General features: G+C 53.9%; 13 protein-coding genes. 11 read left to right on the top strand and 2 right to left on the bottom strand.

Features of this window, described 5'->3' with window-relative positions; all coding sequences use genetic code 11:
* Nucleotides 1-28 precede the first annotated feature (28 nt).
* From CRO33_RS19140 to CRO33_RS19170, 7 genes are all read left to right on the top strand, one after another.
* Nucleotides 29-964, top strand: coding sequence for a D-ribose ABC transporter substrate-binding protein (locus CRO33_RS19140; RefSeq protein ID WP_097119241.1), 936 nt, complete (start codon nt 29-31; stop codon nt 962-964).
* Between the two features lie 45 nt (nt 965-1,009).
* Complete coding sequence (locus CRO33_RS19145) at nt 1,010-1,621, top strand: DUF2291 family protein (protein WP_034821806.1); 612 nt, start codon at nt 1,010-1,012, stop codon at nt 1,619-1,621.
* 9 nt (nt 1,622-1,630) lie between these two features.
* On the top strand, nt 1,631-3,151 hold the full coding sequence (locus tag CRO33_RS19150; RefSeq protein ID WP_097119242.1) for a sugar ABC transporter ATP-binding protein: 1,521 nt from the start codon (nt 1,631-1,633) through the stop codon (nt 3,149-3,151).
* Between the two features lie 19 nt (nt 3,152-3,170).
* The gene (locus CRO33_RS19155; RefSeq protein WP_034821800.1) at nt 3,171-4,238 is read left to right on the top strand and encodes an ABC transporter permease; all 1,068 of its coding nucleotides are present in this window, start codon (nt 3,171-3,173) and stop codon (nt 4,236-4,238) included.
* Nucleotides 4,239-4,249: 11 nt separating this feature from the next.
* A complete protein-coding gene (locus CRO33_RS19160) occupies nt 4,250-5,047 on the top strand; it encodes an SDR family oxidoreductase (protein ID WP_097119243.1) in 798 nt (265 codons plus the stop codon).
* A 211-nt stretch (nt 5,048-5,258) separates the two neighbouring features.
* Complete coding sequence (locus CRO33_RS19165) at nt 5,259-6,695, top strand: YchO/YchP family invasin (RefSeq protein WP_097119244.1); 1,437 nt, start codon at nt 5,259-5,261, stop codon at nt 6,693-6,695.
* A gap of 85 nt (nt 6,696-6,780) precedes the next feature.
* Nucleotides 6,781-7,800 carry a helix-turn-helix domain-containing protein gene (locus CRO33_RS19170; RefSeq protein WP_176505796.1) on the top strand — a complete coding sequence of 340 codons (1,020 nt, stop codon included), beginning with the start codon at nt 6,781-6,783 and terminating at the stop codon, nt 7,798-7,800.
* Here the strand turns inward: CRO33_RS19170 and CRO33_RS19175 are convergent.
* A complete protein-coding gene (locus CRO33_RS19175; protein WP_097119246.1) occupies nt 7,733-8,791 on the bottom strand; it encodes an alpha/beta hydrolase family protein in 1,059 nt (352 codons plus the stop codon). The genes CRO33_RS19170 and CRO33_RS19175 overlap by 68 nt on opposite strands.
* 172 nt (nt 8,792-8,963) lie before the next feature.
* Nucleotides 8,964-10,055 carry a porin gene (locus tag CRO33_RS19180; protein ID WP_097119247.1) on the bottom strand — a complete coding sequence of 364 codons (1,092 nt, stop codon included), beginning with the start codon at nt 10,053-10,055 and terminating at the stop codon, nt 8,964-8,966.
* 887 nt (nt 10,056-10,942) lie between these two features.
* Between CRO33_RS19180 and CRO33_RS19190 the strand changes: the two genes are divergently transcribed.
* The 4 genes from CRO33_RS19190 to astB are packed head-to-tail and all read left to right on the top strand — an operon-like array spanning nt 10,943 to nt 15,982.
* A complete protein-coding gene (locus CRO33_RS19190; protein ID WP_097119249.1) occupies nt 10,943-12,163 on the top strand; it encodes an aspartate aminotransferase family protein in 1,221 nt (406 codons plus the stop codon).
* Nucleotides 12,160-13,191, top strand: a complete 1,032-nt coding sequence (astA, locus tag CRO33_RS19195; RefSeq protein ID WP_097119250.1) for an arginine N-succinyltransferase — start codon at nt 12,160-12,162, stop codon at nt 13,189-13,191. The genes CRO33_RS19190 and astA overlap by 4 nt, the downstream gene beginning before the upstream one ends.
* Complete coding sequence (gene astD, locus CRO33_RS19200) at nt 13,188-14,654, top strand: succinylglutamate-semialdehyde dehydrogenase (RefSeq protein ID WP_097119251.1); 1,467 nt, start codon at nt 13,188-13,190, stop codon at nt 14,652-14,654. The genes astA and astD overlap by 4 nt, the downstream gene beginning before the upstream one ends.
* Complete coding sequence (astB, locus tag CRO33_RS19205; RefSeq protein ID WP_097119252.1) at nt 14,654-15,982, top strand: N-succinylarginine dihydrolase; 1,329 nt, start codon at nt 14,654-14,656, stop codon at nt 15,980-15,982. Before astD ends, astB begins: the two co-directional genes overlap by 1 nt.
* Nucleotides 15,983-16,010: the final 28 nt, after the last annotated feature.

Below are 16,010 nucleotides of genomic sequence, written 5' to 3' on the forward strand. Positions count from 1 at the left end.
AACAACAAAACAATGAGAGAGCACGAACATGAAAAAACGTACCCTGTTATTCACTGCCATTACCAGTTGCCTGATCGCCCAATCCAGTTTCGCTGCCGACAAAGGCACCATCATGATTCTGGTGAACTCACTGGATAACCCCTATTACGCTTCCGAAGCCAAAGGCGCCAACCTGAAAGCGCAAGAACTGGGCTATAAAACCAGCGTGCTGTCGCACGGTGAAGACGTTAAGAAGCAGAGCGAGCTGATCGATGCCGCTATCGGTAAAAAAGTGCAGGGCATTGTGCTGGATAACGCCGACTCTACCGCCAGCGTCGCGGCCATCAAAAAAGCCAAGGCTGCCGGGATTCCGGTGGTGCTGATTAACCGCGAGATTCCTGTAGATGATGTGGCGCTGGTGCAAATCACCCATAACAACTTCCAGGCGGGTTCTGATGTGGCCAACGTGTTTGTGGAGAAGATGGGTGAAAAGGGCAGCTATGCCGAATTGACCTGTAACCTCGCGGACAATAACTGCGTCACCCGCTCGAAATCCTTCCACCAGGTGCTGGATCAGTATCCGGATATGAAATCAGTCGCGCGTCAGGATGCGAAAGGCACCCTGATCGATGGCAAACGCATTATGGACAGCATTCTGCAGGCCCATCCCGATGTCAAAGGCGTGATCTGTGGTAACGGTCCGGTGGCGCTGGGCGCGATTGCGGCACTTAAAGCCGCAGGCCGCAACGATGTCACCGTGGTGGGTATCGACGGCAGCAACGACGAGCGTGATGCGGTAGAAAAAGGCGATCTGAAAGCTACGGTAATGTTGCAGGCGCAGGCTATTGCTGCGCAGGGCGTGACCGATCTCGACAACTTCATCCAGAAAGGGGTGAAGCCGGAGAAGCAGCGCGTGATGTTCCGCGGCATTTTGATCACCCCGGACAATGCCAAAGGCGTGCAGGACTTTAACTACAAGTCGTAATCAATAATCGGTGCGCCTGTTATGCAGGCGCCCCAGGAGAATGTGATGCACAAACGACTCTGGTTACTGCTTCCTATCGTGATCCTTAGCGGTTGCCGCATTGTGTCGCAGCAGGAGCTGGCCGACCTGAAAAATCCCCCCAATCCTAAAATGGCCAATATTGCTCAGACCTGGCAGCAGAAACTGGTGCCGCAGATTCAGCACGATGCGAAGCCGGTGGCGGAACTGCTGAATGCGCTAAAGTCCGCCAAGGATTTTGACAGCGCCTGTCAAACCTACGGCTACCGCGCACAGGAAGAGAACCCCTGTGTCTTTAGCGTCAAGGTCAGCGGTGAGGTGACAGCGGTGAATACCACTTCGCGCAATGGCCGCATGACGGTGAAAGATGTTTCCGGCGATAACGTGACGGTGCAGGTCGGTCCGATTTTCCCTGGCACGGTGCTGCGTGATGCCTATAAAGGGGCCAGCTATCAGGACTTTAACGATCAGGTGCTGTTTGGCGACTACAGCCGCGCCATTAATCAGCAGGCAGCCAACATGATGAGCGCCTTCAAGCCCAAAGTCGGCGATAAGGTGCAAATTTCCGGCGTGTTTAGCAGCTTCGATACGCCTGAGCAGGTGCCGAATGTCACACCTGCTGCCATAGTGCGGCAGTAAGGAGCGGGTATGCAAAATCCTCAAAGTGACGTGATCATCGAAACCCGTAATGTGTCACGTATTTACCCCGGCGTGACTGCCCTCGATCAGGTGAATTACCGCGTCTATCGCAACAAAGTGAACGTGCTGATTGGCGAAAACGGTGCCGGTAAATCCACCATGATGAAGATGCTGGCGGGCGTGGAAACGCCTTCATCCGGTGAAATTCTGCTGGACGGAGAAGTGGTGTCGCTAAGCTCCACTCATCAGGCGGAAAAGCACGGTATCAGCATCATCTTTCAGGAACTTAACCTGTTCCCCAACATGAACGTGATGGACAACATCTTTATCGCCAACGAGTTTTTTCAGCGCGGTGTGATCAATGAAAAGTATCAGTACGCATTAGCAAAATCGCTGCTGGAGCGGCTGGAGCTGGATGTTGACCCTTATGCACCGCTGGGCGAACTGGGGATTGGCCATCAGCAGCTGGTCGAGATCGCCCGAGCGCTGTCCAAAGATACGCGTGTGCTGATCATGGATGAACCCACCAGTGCGCTGAGCCAGTCTGAAGTGAAAGTGTTGTTCAACGTGATTGACCAGCTGAAGCGGCGTGGTGTGACCATCATCTATATCTCGCATCGGCTGGAAGAGCTGATGGAGATTGGCGATCACATCACCATTTTCCGTGACGGTCGCTTTATCAGCGAGCGAGAAGTGCGTGACGCTTCGGTTCCGTGGATCATCGAACAGATGGTCGGCGACAAGAAAAAACACTTCGACTACCAGCCCGCTGCACAGGGCGAAACGGTCTTGCACGTTAACAGCCTGACGGCGCTGCATCAGAATGGTGGCTATAAGCTCAATGATGTGTCGTTCTCATTGCGTAAGGGCGAAGTGATCGGTATTTACGGTTTGCTGGGCGCGGGGCGCACCGAGCTGTTTAAAGGGCTGATTGGCATGATGCACTGCCAGTCTGGCAGCGTCAGTTTGAATGGCGAAGTGCTGGATAAACGCAACTTCCAGCAGCGCCTGAAAAAAGGCATTGCGCTGGTACCGGAAGACCGACAAACCGAAGGCGTGGTGCAGTTGATGTCGATCACCGCCAACATGACGTTAAGCGATCTCAGCTTGCGCGGTTTTCGCCGTGCGCTGCGCTTACTCAATCCCCACAAAGAGCAGCGTCGCGTCGATGAAATGATTGGTCATCTCGCCATCAAAGTGAGCGATCCGGAACTGCCGATTACCTCACTCAGCGGCGGTAACCAGCAGAAAGTGGTGCTGGGAAAAGCGCTGATGACGGGCCCTCAAGTGGTTTTGCTGGATGAACCCACGCGTGGGATCGATGTGGGGGCCAAAACGGACGTGTACCACCTGATTGGCAATCTCGCACAGCAAGGTCTGGCGGTGATGTTCTCCTCTTCTGAACTGGACGAGGTGATGGCACTGGCCGATCGCATTTTGGTGATGGCCGATGGCCGTATTACCGCCGACTTACCGCGCAGCGCGGCAACGCGAGAAGCGCTGATTAGCGCCTCAACACCGCATGATTGAGCCCGCAGGAGAGCAATAAATGAACCAGAAATACCTGCTTTATATGTACTTGCTGAAAGCGCGAACCTTTATCGCGTTACTGATCGTGGTCGGCTTTTTTAGCTTTATGGTGCCTAATTTCCTGACCACTTCAAACTTACTGATCATGACGCAGCATGTTGCCATCACCGGGCTGCTGGCGATTGGTATGACGCTAGTGATCCTGACGGGTGGCATCGATCTGTCGGTCGGTGCGGTGGCGGGCATTTGCGGCATGGTGGCGGGGGCTTTGCTCACCAATGGTGTGCCGCTGTGGGGCGGCAACACGCTGTTCTTTAACGTGCCGGAAGTGATTCTGGTGGTGGCGCTGTTCGGCATCGTGCTGGGGTTGATCAACGGCACCGTGGTGACGCGTCTGGGCGTGGCACCCTTTATCTGCACCCTCGGCATGATGTATGTGGCTCGTGGGGCCGCGCTGCTGTTCAACGATGGCAGTACCTACGCCAATCTGGTGGGGATGCCAGCATTGGGTAATACCGGTTTCGCGTTGCTGGGATCGGGCAGTGTGCTTGGCGTCTACATCCCAATCTGGTTAATGATCGGCTTCCTGCTGCTCGGCCTTTATCTGACACGTAAAACCCCGCTGGGCCGCTATATCTATGCCACCGGCGGCAATGAATCTGCGGCACGCCTGGCCGGTGTGCCGATCATTAAGGTCAAAGTGTTTGTCTATGCCTTCTCCGGTTTATGTGCTGCGCTGGTGGGATTGATCGTCGCATCCCAACTGCAAACCGCGCACCCGATGACTGGCAACATGTTTGAGATGGACGCCATCGGTGCAACCGTATTGGGCGGAACGGCGTTAGCAGGAGGGCGCGGGCGTGTATCGGGTTCGATTATCGGTGCCTTTGTCATCGTATTCCTCGCCGATGGCATGGTGATGATGGGCGTCAGCGATTTCTGGCAAATGGTGATTAAAGGGCTGGTGATCGTCACCGCCGTGGTGATCGACCAGTTCCAGCAAAAATTACAAAGTAAGGTGGTGCTGCTGCGCAGACATGAAAAAAAGCAGCAATCGGCCGCCCTGCCTGAAGCAACGCACGGATAACAGGAGGCAATATGACACGCGATTTTAGTGGAAAAACGGTGGTGATTACCGGCGCATGCCGCGGCATTGGTGCTGGCATTGCCGCACGATTTGCGCGCGATGGCGCTCGGCTGGTAATGGTGTCCAACTCGGACCGGGTATTCACCACAGCGCGGGCGCTGGAAGAACAGTATGGCAGCCAGATTCTGGCGCTGCAGGTGGATGTGACCAAAGAGGCCGAAGTGCAGCAGCTTTATCAGCAGGCGGCGGAGCGCTTTGGCACCATTGATGTCTCGATTCAGAATGCCGGAGTGATCACTATTGATCGCTTTGACGCGATGCCAAAGAGCGATTTCGAAAAAATTCTGGCTGTGAACACCACCGGCGTCTGGCTGTGTTGCCGTGAGGCGGCAAAGTACATGGTGAAGCAGGGCAGCGGCAGCCTGATCAACACCTCATCCGGGCAGGGGCGACAGGGCTTTATTTACACGCCACACTATGCGGCCAGTAAAATGGGTGTTATCGGCATTACTCAGAGCCTGGCACTGGAACTGGCGCCGTCGCACATCACCGTGAATGCTTTCTGTCCGGGTATCATCGAAAGCGAGATGTGGGATTACAACGATCGCGTGTGGGGAGAAATCCTTAGCAGCGATAAAAAGCAGTATGGCAAAGGCGAGTTGATGGCGGAGTGGGTGGAAAATATTCCGCTGAAACGCGCCGGACAGCCGCAAGATGTCGCCGGGTTGGTGGCGTTTCTCGCGTCGGATGATGCGCGCTACATCACCGGCCAAACCATCAATGTGGATGGCGGGTTGATCTTCTCCTAATCGCAGCAGCCGTGAGCGTCTTGCGGGGCTTTACGCAGGGCGCTCTGTGGAGCGATGTGGCTATCAAGATAAGATGATGCCTTTTGCTAATCAGGCAATGTCCTAATTCAGCCCGGCCTTTTCTGCAAAATCGGCAGAATGTGTTAGGGTATTCCAGTACAGTTTTGTGAGCCACTTCAAATTCTAAACTGGATAAAAGCCTGCTTCTGCTATGACATCTGTTTTCTCTGCTTTCAAATCACTGCGTATGTTGCCCGCTGCAACGGGGCTGCTTTTCACCGCGCCTGCTCTGGCGCTCGTCACTGACACGCATGTCGCTGATGCGCCTTTTAGCGATCCCGAACGCTTCCAGAAAATGGCCAGCGATCTGCCTGCACTCGGCTATGAAGATGAGAATGCGGCCTTCAGCAAAAATCTGGCGACCATCGCCAAGAGCATTGGTGAAGCCAGTCAGGACAGCACCAGTGACAACACTTTTGGTCATCAGGCGGGTATCTGGGCGTTTAACCATTTCCGCGATGAGGTGGCAAACCGCGTGGTGGATGAGGGCCAATCTCTGCTATCGCCTTATGGTAAAGCGCAGATCGATTTTAACGTTGATATGGATGGTAACTTCACCGGCAGTGGCGCCTCTCTGCTAACGCCGTGGGCCGATCGCTATCAGTATCTGACGTTTAGTGAGGTGGGCTTCCACCAAACGGATGATGGGCTGGTGGGCAATATCGGCTTAGGACAACGTTGGACGGCGGGCAAATGGCTGCTTGGTTACAACGGTTTTGTCGATCGCATGTTCAACAGCGGATTGCAGCGCGCTTCAGTGGGCACAGAAGCCTGGGGTGATTACCTGCGCTTCTCGGCTAACTACTACACACCGCTGTCGGGCTGGCAAAACCGCGATCCCTTTCAGCAGCAGCGTTTAGCACGCGGCTACGATTTCACCACTCAGGGCTACCTGCCGTTTTATCGCCAGCTTGGTATGTCAGTGAGTTGGGAGCAGTACCTGGGCAATGATGTGGATCTGTTTAGCAGCGGCAATACCTATCACAATCCTTCGGCGCTAACTTTTGGCGTCTCCTACACCCCAGTACCGCTGGTGACATTTTCTGCCAGCCACAAAACCAGTAATGAAGGTGAAAGTCAGGATCAGCTGGGTTTGCATCTCAACTATCGTTTTGGTGTGCCGCTGAGCCAGCAGTTGAGTGCCGATAACGTGGCCGAAGCGCGTTCTCTGCGCGGCAGCCGTTACGACATGGTGACGCGCAACAATACGCCGGTGGTGGAGTATCGTCAGCGCAAAACCTTATCGGTATTCCTCGCCACACCGCCATGGCAATTAAACGGCGGCGAAAGCCTGCCGCTGAAATTGCAAATTCGTAATGCGAATCCGATAACCAGGGTGACGTGGCAGGGCGATACCCAGGCGTTAAGCCTCACGCCGGGCGCTAATCCTAATGATCCGCAAGGCTGGAGCATCATCATGCCCGCATGGAATAGCGCATCGGACGCCACCAACAGCTATCGTCTGTCTGTGACACTGGAAGACAGCAAGGGCAGTCGGGTGACCTCCAACTGGATTACGCTGCAAATTCAGGAACCGTTTAGCATCGATTCCGGTGAGGATAATCGTTTCGATCTGATGACGCCTTAGTAACGGCCATCGAAGAAACTCCCGCCACTTCAGTGCATGAACCTGGTAATATAGCGGCTTATTGTCAAGAATGGATTCTTACTACATGCCTTCAATTCCGGTTCCGCTGGTTACGCTACTGGTGCTGCTAATTTTAATCGTGACCTTAGCGGCGAACGATAAGCAACGCCACCAAACCACGCTGCTATTTCTGGTCGTCTGCTCACTGTTACTGGCGGTCGGAGCATTACGTTGGATCTGGCCGTCAACACCACTCATTGCTTTGCGCGTGTTATTAGCAACGCTAATCCCGGCGCTGGCCTGGCACTGTTTCAGCCCGCATACGACTCATCAATATTCACGCTGGAAAATCGTCCCGCCCGCGCTGGCCATCATCATTATGCAGTGCTGGCCAGAAGCCATTGATAGCGCGCTATTTGTGCTTTATATCGGATACGGGGCGACATTGATTCTTATGGGCTTAGGCGGTGGGGATCGATTTAGCGATGCGCGCATTGGTGAAGTCGGGCTGGCGGCAAGAATGGCTCTTACCGCCGGTGTTTTTCTTTGCTTCTCTGGTATGACAGATTTGCTGGTGGCGCTCGAATTCACTTTGCATCAGGGCAAGCTTGTGCCGCAAATCATCGCGATACTGCAAAGTTTAATGCTGCCTTTGCTTAGTCTGGCGATTGTACTTGCAGCACGGACCCGCCCCCGGGAAGTGAGTATTGAGACAGTACTGCCCGATTCTTCTCCGTTGCAGACGCCTGAGCAGGCAGCCTTGTGCCTGCAACTGGAAAATCGACTGCGGCAGGATGACCTGTTCCTTAATACACAACTCACGTTGAATCTGTTAGCACGCAAATCCGGTATTCCCTCGCGTCATATCACACGTGCGATCAATGCGACTTACCACTGCAATGTTTCTCAGTGGATAAATGGTTTTCGCATCGCTCATGCGCAGCAGTTGCTTCGAAGCAGTTCACTGCCGGTTACGGAGGTGATGCTGGCGTCAGGATTCACCACTAAATCAAATTTCAATCGCGAGTTTTTACGCATTAGCGGACAGACGCCGAGTGCATTTCGTCAGCAGGCGAGTTCAATGCCGCTGTCAGAAAGCGAGTGATACGGGCGATTAACTCCTGATGAATATCGGCGCGGGTGAGGCTGCCTTGATCCCGGCAAACGAAGCCCTCACCAGGGGAAGATTGTTCGATTAACTCAGCACCATGTGGTTTACAGCGCTGCATAAAACTAAAGTGGGTTGCGCCTCTTATACGTGAAAACGATGTCTGTTGCGGCGGAAGATACTGCGCCAGATAGCCGGATACCAGTGAGGCGGGAAGTTCAACACTGTCTTGTTCTGCGGATAACACCAGCACTGGCACAGAAACCCTTGCCAGGCTCTCAGGTGTGAATCCGCGCGCCAGACCAAGGTCAAGCGATACGGCCGCTTTAATACGTGGATTACGTAATTGAGCATCTAATAAAGAAGCGGTATTTGTATTGCTGATACCCAACGTTTCAATCAATTGACAGTCTGCTAGTTGCGCGTGGTTCTGACAATCCTGAACAAATCTGTTCGACGAAAACCGGGCACCGATTAACTCCATTACTGTCCACCCTCCGAGTGAGTGGCCGATTGCGGCGATGCGCAACGAATCGACCTTTCCTGCCAGGTGTTCGTCTGCCAATAACCGATCCAGTACCCGGCTGATATCATCTGGACGCAGCCAAAGTTTCCGGGCAGTAGCAGGATCGTGATTCTCAGTTGTTGTACCGGGATGATTGGGGGCAGCGACGATGTATCCCTGCACAGTGAGTGCATGCGCCAACCAGTTGAGGTTACGCCAGCTACCGCCATAGCCGTGAGACAGAAGGACTAAAGGATGCTGTCCTGGACGAGGCGTTGCATTGCGTAACATCGGCTCACCATAGAACACGGGGTTCTCACCCACATCTTCAAAGACGCCCGTGGCGGCAGTGGGATACCAAAACGCAACATTGAGCGGACGATTGCCTTGACTATCAAGTGTTATCTGACGAAAACCCGTTGCGGCCTGTGCAAGCGACGCACACATCATCAGCATAAGTGCACAAATACAAAATCGATTCATTAGCGTTGTCTCCATGAGTGTAAAATCATGAAGAGTAATAACGGAAACAGTCAGTTATCGCGTCCTCAATCACGATTGAGTACCTGTATAACGACAACAAAAAAGGGCAGCTTACGCTGCCCCTGGCTCATACCCAGCCGACACTAGCCGGTATGCAATGAGGGATACTCTCTTAGAACTGATACACCAGACCAACAGCAGTTACGTCGTCAGTGTTGATGTTCAACGCGTTATTATCTTTCAACAGGTTGATTTTATATTCTGCATAAGCAGACATGTTCTTGTTGAAGTAGTAAGTCACGCCAACGGCAACGTATTTGAACAGATCGGTATCGCCCACGTTGTTCTCAACATCTTTCGCGCGAGAAGACACATAGCCCAGTGAAGGACGCAGGCCGTTCAGGAACTGATACTGTGCAACGGCTTCAAAGTTAACCGCTTTGTTAGCGAAACCGTTGTTACCGATCGGCGTTGCATTCTGCGTTTCGCCATAGATGGTCGCCAGGTAAATCTGGTTAGCATCATATTTCAGACCGGCTGCCCAGCTCTGCGCTTTATCGCCACGGCCGTAGGTCGCGGTGTTCTGTGCAGTGACACGATCCAGATTAGCGTAAGCACCGACAAGGCTCAGGCCGAAATCGAAGTCATAAGAGGTTGACAGCGCAAAGCCGTCGCCATTCGAACGACGTACCGCCAGGTTGCTGGCAGTCGCGCTATCAGAGCGCTCGTTTTTGCCTTCGTACTGCGCGGCAAAGTTCCAGCCTTTCACCAGACCGAAGAAATCTTTGTTACGCCAGGTCAGCACACCGGTAGAACGGCCTGACAGGAAGGCATCGGTGTAACCGGAATCACCACCAAAGTATGGCAGCATATCGGTGTAACCCAGAACGTCATACACCAGACCGTAGTTGCGGCCGTAGTCGATTGAACCGAACTGCGCGATTTTCAGACCTGCAAAGCCAAGTCGGGTTTTGTTACCCGTGTTAGCATCGCTGCCTTCTGAGTTGCTCAGGCTGTATTGATATTGCCACTGGCCGTAACCGGTCAGTTGGTCATTAATTTTGGTTTCGCCTTTAAAGCCCAGACGGGCATAGGAAGAGACTTCACCGTTCTGGCTGTCATTATCCGAAAACAGATGCGAAACGTTGATTTTGCCGGTCAGGTCCAGTTTGTTGCCATCTTTGTTATAGATTTCGGCGGCCTGAGCCGAAGAAAGTCCCAGCAGTAAAGGCATCACTGCTGCCAGTAAGGAGCGCTTCATCATTTATAATTTACCCTGTGATATTTTTTAATTGTGTCCCCGTAGTCGGGGTGAAAAGAAAATGACACAAAAGGTTCAAGATCAACAGTGCAATATATGTAACTAAATATTTCTAATTGGCTTTTTGTGTGATTTTTAATCTTAACTTCCATTATATGGGATTTTATATTGGAGAAACTTATCTCAATTCCGTCATTCATTTGACCAATATAAATACATATAGCATTGTTTTTATTGGTTTTTAGTGAAATTAAAGAAAAGTAAATCACCGCTTTTACTTGAGGGTTAAATAGCACAAGCCTATGCATTATTGTTCAATAACAAATATAGAAAACCACCTAATCATTAGCATGGTAATTATCTGGTTAATGTGTTTGTATCCTTTTATTTTTGTTCTGATAATAACCTTAGTCACTAAATATCGTTTAACTCACGTTTAATTAAATGGCTGTTCAAAATACAGCCAAATATGCAACGAGATTGTTAATCAGCGGCGAATCGGCCCTGCCTTTACTTTCCCATTTGGCTGCACACTTCCTGCACACTTGCGCACCATAAATGCACAAATTGCCCTAAAACAGGGCGACAGCCGCGACATTTTGGCGAAATATTCCCTGTGCGATCACAAAAGCGCTATTTCATTTTGTGAATGCATAAATCTGCTAAATAAATTGCTGCTCTCCCATCTTCATCAGACTGATATTCACTTTTTATGCATTTTATGTGAATAGTGATCTGGTGTAACTCATTGATATTGCGTTACCCAAACCCGTTTATGCATTTTTTCCGCTAGCTGGCACGCTTACTGCACTCTACAGTAGTGCTGCGACACATCAGATTTTAACAATTTTAAAACAATAGCTCACTCAGGTGGAGCAGGAGAAATGGCTATGTCACTGCAGGTTTCACGTCACGATTTTGATCAATGGATGATGCCGGTATACGCCCCCGCGGCTTTCGTACCGGTGCGTGCTGAAGGCTCAACCCTTTGGGATCAGCAAGGTAAGGATTACATCGACTTTGCAGGCGGCATCGCGGTGAATGCTTTGGGACATGCACACCCGGCTTTGCAACAGGCACTGACCGAGCAGGCGAGTAAGCTGTGGCACACCGGCAATGGCTATACTAACGAACCTATTTTACGTCTGGCTAAACAGCTGATTGACGCCACCTTCGCCGATCGCGTGTTCTTCTGTAACTCCGGGGCGGAAGCTAATGAGGCTGCACTGAAGCTGGCCCGTAAAGTGGCGCACGATCGTTTTGGCGCAGAGAAAAACGGCATTGTAGCCTTCAATAATGCTTTCCACGGACGCACGCTGTTTACTGTTTCAGCGGGTGGACAACCGGCTTACTCACGTGATTTTGCACCGCTGCCTCCGGCGATTCAGCACGCCAACTTCAACGACCTCGCCTCTGCGGCAGCACTGATCAATGACCAGACCTGTGCCGTGATTGTTGAACCGATTCAGGGCGAAGGCGGTGTCTTGCCTGCCGATCCTGCTTTCCTGCGCGGCCTGCGTGAACTGTGCGATAAACATCAGGCGACCCTGATATTCGATGAAGTACAGAGCGGCGTGGGTCGTACCGGCTCGCTGTATGCTTACATGCATTATGGCGTGACGCCGGACGTCCTGACCACCGCCAAAGCGCTCGGTGGCGGCTTCCCGGTTGGCGCGATGCTGACGCGCGAAGATCTGGCGCTGGTGATGGGCGTGGGTACCCATGGCACCACCTACGGCGGTAACCCACTGGCGGGTGCCGTCGCCGGTAAAGTGATGGAGTTGATAAACCAACCCGATTTTATGGCGGGCGTGGCGCAGCGCCACCAGTGGTTTGTCGATGCTTTGCAGGAGATGAATCAGCGCCTGCCGATTTTTAAAGAAGTTCGTGGTCTTGGGCTGTTGATTGGAGCCGTGCTGAATGAAGATTTTGCCGGGAAAGCGAAGCAATTCAACCTGGCGGCGGCTGAAGAAGGTGTCATGGTGCTGATTGCCGGTGCTAACGTGGTGCGTTTCGCGCCAGCGCTGAATATCAGCGAAGCGGAAGTGAAAGAGGGACTGGCGCGCTTTGAACGTGCCTGCGCTCGTGTGCTCACAGGAGCTGCATCATGATGGTGATTCGCCCCGTCGAACGTGACGACCTTGCGCAGTTGCTGTCGCTGGCGGGCAAAACCGGGGGCGGCTTAACTTCGCTGCCCGCCGATAGCGATACACTGAAAGCGCGAATCGAGCGTTCTCTGCTCACCTGGCAGGGCGCGCTATCGCGTGCTGAACAAGGCTATGTATTTGTGCTGGCCGACAGCGAAGACAATCGCGCTGTCGGCATCTGTGCCATTGAGGTGGCCGTGGGCCTGCAAGACCCGTGGTACAACTTCCGTGTGGGCACCCAGGTGCACGCTTCGAAAGAGTTAAACGTTTATGCCAGCTTGCCAACACTGTCGTTAAGTAACGATCACACCGGCAGCAGCGAGCTGTGCACGTTGTTCCTCGATCCTGATTATCGTGATGGCAAAAATGGCCATCTGCTGTCGAAATCCCGTTTCCTGTTTATGGCAAATTTCCGCGACCGCTTTATGAAGCATGTGGTGGCGGAGATGCGCGGAGTCAGCGATGACACCGGTCATTCCCCGTTCTGGGACAGCGTCGGTAGCCGTTTCTTCTCCATGGAGTTTCGTGAGGCCGATTTCCTCAGCGGCACCGGGCAGAAAGCCTTTATTGCCGAGCTGATGCCAAAGCATCCGCTGTATATCCACTATCTCAGCGAAGCGGCGCAGAAGGTGATTGGTGAAGTGCATCCGAAAACGGCCCCCGCGCGCGCCGTACTGGAAGCCGAAGGGTTTCGTTATCTCAATTACGTCGACATCTTCGACGGCGGCCCAACGCTGGAGTGCGAGATTGATCGCATTCGCGCCATTCGTAAAAGCCATTTGCTTCAGGCCGAAGCCGGGGAAGCGGACGAAAGCTGGCCGCTGTGTCTGGTCGCCAACGGTGATTACCAGCATTTCCGTGTGGCGCTGCTGCCTGTCGATATGGCGAGCGGAAAAGTCCGCATCAATGAACATCAGCGCACGGCGTTGCGCTGCGATTATGGCGATGCATTGCGTGTGGTCACGCTGTGCCGCGAGGAGAAAAAAGCATGACGCACTTCATTAATGGTCAATGGCTGACAGGCGGCGCGGAAGCGTTAACCAAACAAAACCCGGTGAACGGTGAAACATTGTGGCAGGGTCGGGCAGCGACAGGTGCGCAAGTGGCGGCGGCTTGTGAAGCGGCACGCGCGGCCTTTCCCGCGTGGGCACGCAAGCCGTTTGCGGAGCGTCAGGCGGTAGTGGAAGCCTTCGCCGCATTACTCGAGAGCCACAAAACTGCACTGGCAGAGACCATCGCCAAAGAAACCGGTAAGCCGCGCTGGGAAACCCTGACCGAAGTGCAGGCAATGATCAACAAAATCGCCATCTCGGTGAAAGCCTACCACACGCGTACCGGAGAGCAGGCCGACGGCGAAAGTTCGCTACGCCATCGCCCGCATGGCGTGCTTGCCGTGTTTGGTCCTTACAATTTCCCTGGTCATCTGCCGAACGGTCATATCGTTCCTGCGCTGTTGGCGGGTAACTGTGTGGTATTTAAGCCAAGTGAACTCACGCCGATGACAGCGGAAAAAACCGTTGAACTGTGGGAGCAGGCGGGACTGCCAGCGGGCGTGATAGCGCTGTTGCAGGGCGCGCGCGAAACCGGGCAGACACTGGCGCATGAGCCACAAATCGATGGTCTGCTGTTTACCGGCAGCGCCGCAACAGGCTATCACCTGCATCGCCAGTTTGCCGGTCAGCCTGAGAAAATGCTGGCGCTGGAGATGGGGGGTAACAATGCGCTGATTGTTGAAGATCCTTCAGACCTTGATGGTGCAGTACACATCGCGATTCAGTCTGCCTTTATTACCGCCGGGCAGCGCTGCACCTGTGCACGTCGTCTGCTGGTGAAAAGCGGAGCAGCAGGCGATGCCTTCCTGCAGCGTTTGGTGGAAGTGGCCGGACGTCTGCAACCTGGTGCATGGAATGCTGAACCGCAACCCTTTATGGGCAGCGTGATTTCACCTGCCGCCGCCGGACATATTTACGCAGCCTGGCAGCAGCGTATCGATCTGGGCGGTAAGGTGTTGCTAGCGATGCACTGGCCGGATCGCGACAGCGCCATTATCACTCCAGGCATCATTGAGATGACCGACGTGGCGAAACTGCCTGACGAAGAGGTGTTTGGTCCGCTGCTGCAGGTGATCCGTTACGACGAGTATGATCAGGCAATTCGTATCGCTAACCAGACGCGTTACGGTTTGTCCTGCGGCTTGATCTCTCCGCAGCGTGCGCAGTTCGATCAGCTGCTGCTGGAAGCGCGTGCCGGCATTGTTAACTGGAACAAACCGTTAACCGGTGCCGCCAGTTCAGCGCCGTTTGGCGGTGTGGGTGCGTCCGGTAACCATCGCGCCAGTGCCTGGTATGCTGCGGATTACTGCGCGTGGCCGATGGCATCTTTAGAGAGCCCAAGCCTGGCCTTACCGGGCAGCTTATCGCCGGGACTCGATTTCTCCGCGGAAGGAGCTGAATAATGAAAGCGTTTGAAGCCAATTTTGATGGACTGGTCGGCCTGACGCACCATTACGCCGGGCTCTCTTTCGGTAATGAAGCGTCGACGCGCAATCAGCTGCAGCCTTCAAACCCGCGCCTGGCCGCAAAGCAGGGCCTGTTGAAAATGAAGGCGCTGGCGGACATGGGCTACGTGCAAGGGGTGATCCCGCCGCATGAACGGCCGAATATCCCGCTACTGCGCCAGCTCGGTTTTGCTGGCTCGGACGAACAGGTACTGGCGAAAGCGGCTCAGCAGGCGCCGCAGCTGTTGTCCGCGGCCAGTTCTGCCTCGGCAATGTGGGTGGCCAATGCCGCCACTGTATCGCCTTCGGCTGATAGCGCCGATGGCCGCGTGCACTTCACCGTGGCTAACCTCAACAATAAATTCCACCGTGCCATCGAAGCGCCGGAAACCGCCGACTTGCTGCGCGCCATTTTCCGCGATCCGCAACATTTCAGCGTGCATGATGCTTTGCCGCAGGTGGCGCTGTTTGGCGATGAAGGTGCTGCCAACCATAACCGCTTTGGTGCGGACTACGGCGATGCGGGTGTTCAGCTGTTTGTTTATGGTCGTGATGGTCAACAGCAGGGTGCTGCACCGGCACGCTATCCGGCACGTCAGACGCGGGAAGCCAGTGCCGCGGTGGCGCGCCTGCATCAGCTCGACGACGATCGCACGCTGTTTGCTCAGCAAAACCCGCTGGTGATCGATCAGGGCGTATTCCACAACGATGTCATCGCCGTCAGCAACCAGCAGGTGCTGTTCTGCCATGAAGAGGCGTTTGTCGATCAGCCGGCGTTATTACAACAGCTGGCTGCGCGGGTGCCCGGTTTCCAGCCGATTGTGGTGCCGCGAGATAAAGTGTCAGTAGCCGACGCGGTGAATACCTATCTGTTTAACAGCCAACTGTTGCAGCATCCTGAAGGTGGCATGCGACTGGTGCTGCCAGAAGAGTCACGCCAGCACGCCGGCGTATGGCGCTATTTGACCGGGCTGGTGGAGAGCGGCGGGCCAATTCGCGAACTCACGGTGTTCGATCTGCGTGAGAGCATGTGTAACGGCGGCGGACCAGCCTGTCTGCGTTTGCGCGTGGTACTGAATGAAGCAGAGCGTCAGGCCCTGAATCCAGCGGTATTGATGAATGATCGCCTGTTCAACACCCTGAACAGCTGGGTGGATCGCCACTACCGCGATCGCCTCACGCAAGCCGATTTGGCCGATCCGCAATTACTGCGTGAAGGACGCACCGCGCTGGATGAGCTGACACAGCTGCTAGACTTAGGCAGTGTCTACGCATTTCAGCGTTAACCTCAGAGGGTAAGTGAAGCTTCTGAGT

Origin of the sequence: Pantoea sp. GL120224-02, from assembly GCF_900215395.1 — a bacterium.
Taxonomy (GTDB): Bacteria; Pseudomonadota; Gammaproteobacteria; order Enterobacterales; family Enterobacteriaceae; genus Pantoea; species Pantoea communis.

Coding starts and splice junctions, on each gene's coding strand:
- CRO33_RS19160 (WP_097119243.1), top strand. CDS start 4,250: ATGACACGCGATTTTAGTGGAAAAACGGTGGTGATTACCGGCGCATGC.
- CRO33_RS19165 (WP_097119244.1), top strand. CDS start 5,259: ATGACATCTGTTTTCTCTGCTTTCAAATCACTGCGTATGTTGCCCGCT.
- CRO33_RS19150 (WP_097119242.1), top strand. CDS start 1,631: ATGCAAAATCCTCAAAGTGACGTGATCATCGAAACCCGTAATGTGTCA.
- CRO33_RS19180 (WP_097119247.1), bottom strand. CDS start 10,055: ATGATGAAGCGCTCCTTACTGGCAGCAGTGATGCCTTTACTGCTGGGA.
- astB (WP_097119252.1), top strand. CDS start 14,654: ATGAAAGCGTTTGAAGCCAATTTTGATGGACTGGTCGGCCTGACGCAC.
- CRO33_RS19175 (WP_097119246.1), bottom strand. CDS start 8,791: ATGAATCGATTTTGTATTTGTGCACTTATGCTGATGATGTGTGCGTCG.
- CRO33_RS19170 (WP_176505796.1), top strand. CDS start 6,781: ATGCCTTCAATTCCGGTTCCGCTGGTTACGCTACTGGTGCTGCTAATT.
- astD (WP_097119251.1), top strand. CDS start 13,188: ATGACGCACTTCATTAATGGTCAATGGCTGACAGGCGGCGCGGAAGCG.
- CRO33_RS19155 (WP_034821800.1), top strand. CDS start 3,171: ATGAACCAGAAATACCTGCTTTATATGTACTTGCTGAAAGCGCGAACC.
- astA (WP_097119250.1), top strand. CDS start 12,160: ATGATGGTGATTCGCCCCGTCGAACGTGACGACCTTGCGCAGTTGCTG.
- CRO33_RS19145 (WP_034821806.1), top strand. CDS start 1,010: ATGCACAAACGACTCTGGTTACTGCTTCCTATCGTGATCCTTAGCGGT.
- CRO33_RS19190 (WP_097119249.1), top strand. CDS start 10,943: ATGTCACTGCAGGTTTCACGTCACGATTTTGATCAATGGATGATGCCG.
- CRO33_RS19140 (WP_097119241.1), top strand. CDS start 29: ATGAAAAAACGTACCCTGTTATTCACTGCCATTACCAGTTGCCTGATC.